At 43.7% G+C, this 3565-nt stretch carries 3 protein-coding genes; all 3 read right to left on the bottom strand.

What is annotated here, in order from left to right; all coding sequences use genetic code 11:
* Positions 1 to 16: 16 nt before the first annotated feature.
* Positions 17 to 1303 (bottom strand): sugar transferase, encoded by a 1287-nt coding sequence (locus tag GXO76_15070; protein ID NOY79172.1) that lies wholly within the window; start codon positions 1301 to 1303, stop codon positions 17 to 19.
* A 237-nt stretch (positions 1304 to 1540) separates the two neighbouring features.
* A complete protein-coding gene (locus GXO76_15065; protein NOY79171.1) occupies positions 1541 to 2713 on the bottom strand; it encodes a hypothetical protein in 1173 nt (390 codons plus the stop codon).
* A gap of 165 nt (positions 2714 to 2878) precedes the next feature.
* On the bottom strand, positions 2879 to 3331 hold the full coding sequence (locus tag GXO76_15060; GenBank protein NOY79170.1) for a T9SS type A sorting domain-containing protein: 453 nt from the start codon (positions 3329 to 3331) through the stop codon (positions 2879 to 2881).
* Positions 3332 to 3565 lie beyond the last annotated feature (234 nt).

Here is a 3565-nt window from a genome sequence, read left to right as displayed (position 1 = left end):
TTTTTTGCAGTCCGATTTACTGCCCCTTTCCTCGTAACATCACCGAAATTGTGCTCAAAATAATTTTCAAGTCCATGCGAAGCGACATATTTTCCAGATAGAACAGGTCGTACTGCACCTTTTTACGCACATCATCCAGAGACTGGTCGTACTCATGCTTGATTTGCGCCCAGCCTGTAATGCCCGGTCGCACCCGCAGGCGCCGTGCGTAGAACGGAATTTCCTTCTTGAGCTGTTCCACAAAATAGGGCCGTTCGGGACGGGGACCAATCAAACTCATATCGCCCTTAAACACATTGATAAACTGCGGCACCTCGTCAATTCGCAGTTTCCGGAGGATCCTCCCCACGCGCGTAATCCGCGGATCATCGGCATCCGCCCACACGGGGCCGGTTTTTTTCTCGGCATCCTGATACATGGATCGAAATTTGTAGATGGAAAATATTTTTCCGTTCCGCCCGACCCGTTCCTGTTTGTACAAAATGGGACCCTTAGAATCAATTTTAATGATGAGTCCGACCAAAATCCAGAGAGGTGCCAACAAAACCAGGACGGCTGCCGATACGCTTAAATCCATCAAACGCTTCACCCGGCGCTCCCAGAGCGGCATTAGCTCCGGGAGGATTTCGATCAGCGGAAAGCCATAAATCTGGTTCGTGCGGGCCTGCCCGACCACAATGTCGTACAAATCGGGCACGATTTTCAGATGCACATCCAGGCCGTTTACCTGTCCCAAAACATCCACCACAAAGGCGCGCTCCGATTCCTCCAGAGCAATCAGGATCTCCTCCACACCCTCTTTCCGGATAATCGACTCCAGTTGTTCCAGGCTCCCCCGCACCTGATCGGCAGGAATGAGCCCGTCGGCATGATCCGAAAGAGTTACAAATCCTACGACCTGATACCCCAGTGCGGGAAATTGTTCGACCTTTTCTTTCAATTCCCTGGCGCGCGGCCCCTGCCCCACAATGAGTGTCCTTCGCAGGCCGATCCCGGATTCCAGCAGTTTTCGTTGAAACGACCGCAGAGCCATTCGCCCCGCACTCACGATGATCAGCAGCACCATCCAGTAGGTCAAAATCATGACCCGGCTCAGAGGGAAGGGGTTTTCGACGTCGTGATGCCAATCAATGGTGAGCAGAAAAATCAAAATCACACCGATCGAGATGGCTTTAAAGAGAGCGATAAATTCGTCGAAACGGGACTGGGCATACCAGGAACGATAGAGCCCGAAGAACACAAAAATCAGCAGCCAGTAGAGAAAAACAAGTCCCGACACCAGCCAATAATCATCAAAACTCAAGGCCGAGGCCAAACCCAAACGCTGGCGAATACTGGCGAATAAGAATCCACACCAAAAAGGATACGTTGATCGTCAGAAAATCGCTTAAAAACAGAAGAATTTTTTCAATGGGTTTTGGCATATACGCTTATAAAATCATTTGGAAATAATCTTTTTGAAGAAATACCATGGGATTTCAATCCTTGAAAAACATAATCGTTTCTTTAAAAAAAGTCAACTATTTATTGGCAAAAGAGACTATTTTTTTTCCAGTGATTGCGGCATTTGCAAAGAATGATCGATATCAGGTTCAATCACCAATCCCTCTTTCCAATGGCCATCTCCGCCCTCTCCACTGTAGTACATCCAGATTTTATTATTGTAAAATGTACTTCTGGTAATATCCGTCGTTAAGAGCAGAGGGGTATCCAGGTCATAATCGTCCCATTGACCCATTTTTCCGGGAAGAAGTACTTTTTTTACAAATTCTCGATCCTTTTCCAAAAAGTAAGGATTTTTGCATCGATAAAGGCGAAATACCGCATAATTCTTTGATTGGTCCTGGCTTGGGATAAGCATATAAAAATATGGGCCATAACGAAACGGAAAAACACAAAACTGCCGGTAGCGGTCCGTTCCGGGTTCTGAAGAAAAAATAGGTGCATTTTTGAAAGGTTTCCAGTGAACCAAATCCCGAGAAAGGGCTAACCCCACTTGTCGTTGGTCCACTCCCAAAGTATTGTACCATAGAAAATATAGGTCATCGACCTTAATTATTCCCCACGCCTCTGTGTGATTGTGGGCCCAGGTTGGATCATTAAATACGGGATTGTGGGCACTTTTTTTCCAATGAATTCCATCCGTACTGGTAGCATAACCAATTTGACGTGTGCCCTTACTACTTCGACCCGTATAAATCATATGGTACACACCTTCTTTCCAAACCATCGGACACCAAATCATTTTGTCATCCCAGGAACCCCGGGGGCCTAATTTTAAAACGGGATTTCCCGCATATTTTTTCCAGTGCTTACCGTCATTACTCTCAGCCAGGCCGACTTGAGCACCCATAAAATTCTCTTGTCTACCGCTGTAATACATTTTAAAATTCACACTATCCTTAAGAACACTTGAAAAAGAGGCAATATCCTCATCCCAGGAACCCGCTGCGCCTATGGTCAAAACGGGTTCCTGAGCATACCGATGCCATTCATTCGTTCGATTCCACTTTTTCGGGATTTCTTTTTCGGGCTTTTTTTGCGATGGGAAAATGTAATAAAAGGCCTTTTTCCCAATTCGATTGGGATTGGAAGAAAATACCAGCCACTCTTTAAACGTGTGCTTGTGCACAACCATGTAGTCTCTGGCAAGTAAAAAATAACCTGTTAAAAACACCAGAATTATAATTAGCCATTTAACCCTGCGCGACATCGTACTACTTCCTTTCTTCAATAATATATCAACCACTTCACTAATCGATGTTCGATTTGAAAATCCTTGTTTGTACTCACTTTTTTTATTCGTTCAAAAGAAGGTACCTTTACCTTGCATAAAGATCAAATTATGCCAGAAAAACCACCTATGAACGGTCCTTTCTTACCTGACAATAACAAATTTCATGCTTTTTGTTTGAGTGGATTGCCTGATCCTTAAAAAATATATCCCTGAGGGCAGATGCGACAAGTCAAAATTTTTGACAACAATTTCATTTGATTTTAGGTTCTCTTTGAGAAAAAAAACTTTAACCCCCAATATATTGTAAATTTCATAAGAACACACGCCGCCATTTGCTGAATTCATGGAAAATGAAAAATCCCCTTTCGAGGGATTCGGATAAATCGTCGGGGATTTAATTTCTTCTGGCATCACTCGGTAGAAATCATTTGACCATTCAATATGGTAAATATGGGGAGCCCGAAATTGATAAGTGAATTTGAATATCGTTGCCTTTAAGTCAATTGGGTGCACTATTTTGGAAAATATGCCATCTGAAATACGAAGACGTCCGCCACCGGAAATATTTTGTTCCAAATCCTCACGTGCAAACACAAAACTGTCCACATCAGATGAAACATAGAAATCAAACTCATAGGAATCGTTTTTTTTCCTTTCATCAAATGCAAAATATTTAGAAGACGGCAAATAGCTGAGATCAGAATGTGTTCCCATCTTTACGAAACGGGCTTTGTACAGCGAAGGAGGAGCCAAATCAAGTTGCCTTGCAGCGGACTTCTTTCGAATCGGATTCTTAATTGCGGGAAAAAGATCGAAACAAAATTCCGA

The organism is Calditrichota bacterium, from assembly GCA_013151735.1.
In the GTDB taxonomy this organism is placed as follows: Bacteria; Zhuqueibacterota; JdFR-76; order JdFR-76; family BMS3Abin05; genus BMS3Abin05.
The sequence above is the reverse complement of the archived record's forward strand: the minus strand, read 5'-3'. Positions and strand labels throughout refer to the sequence as shown.

What these genes read in the sequence shown, in the direction of transcription:
- GXO76_15065 (NOY79171.1), bottom strand. Translation starts at nt 2,713, where the DNA reads ATGTCGCGCAGGGTTAAATGGCTAATTATAATTCTGGTGTTTTTAACA.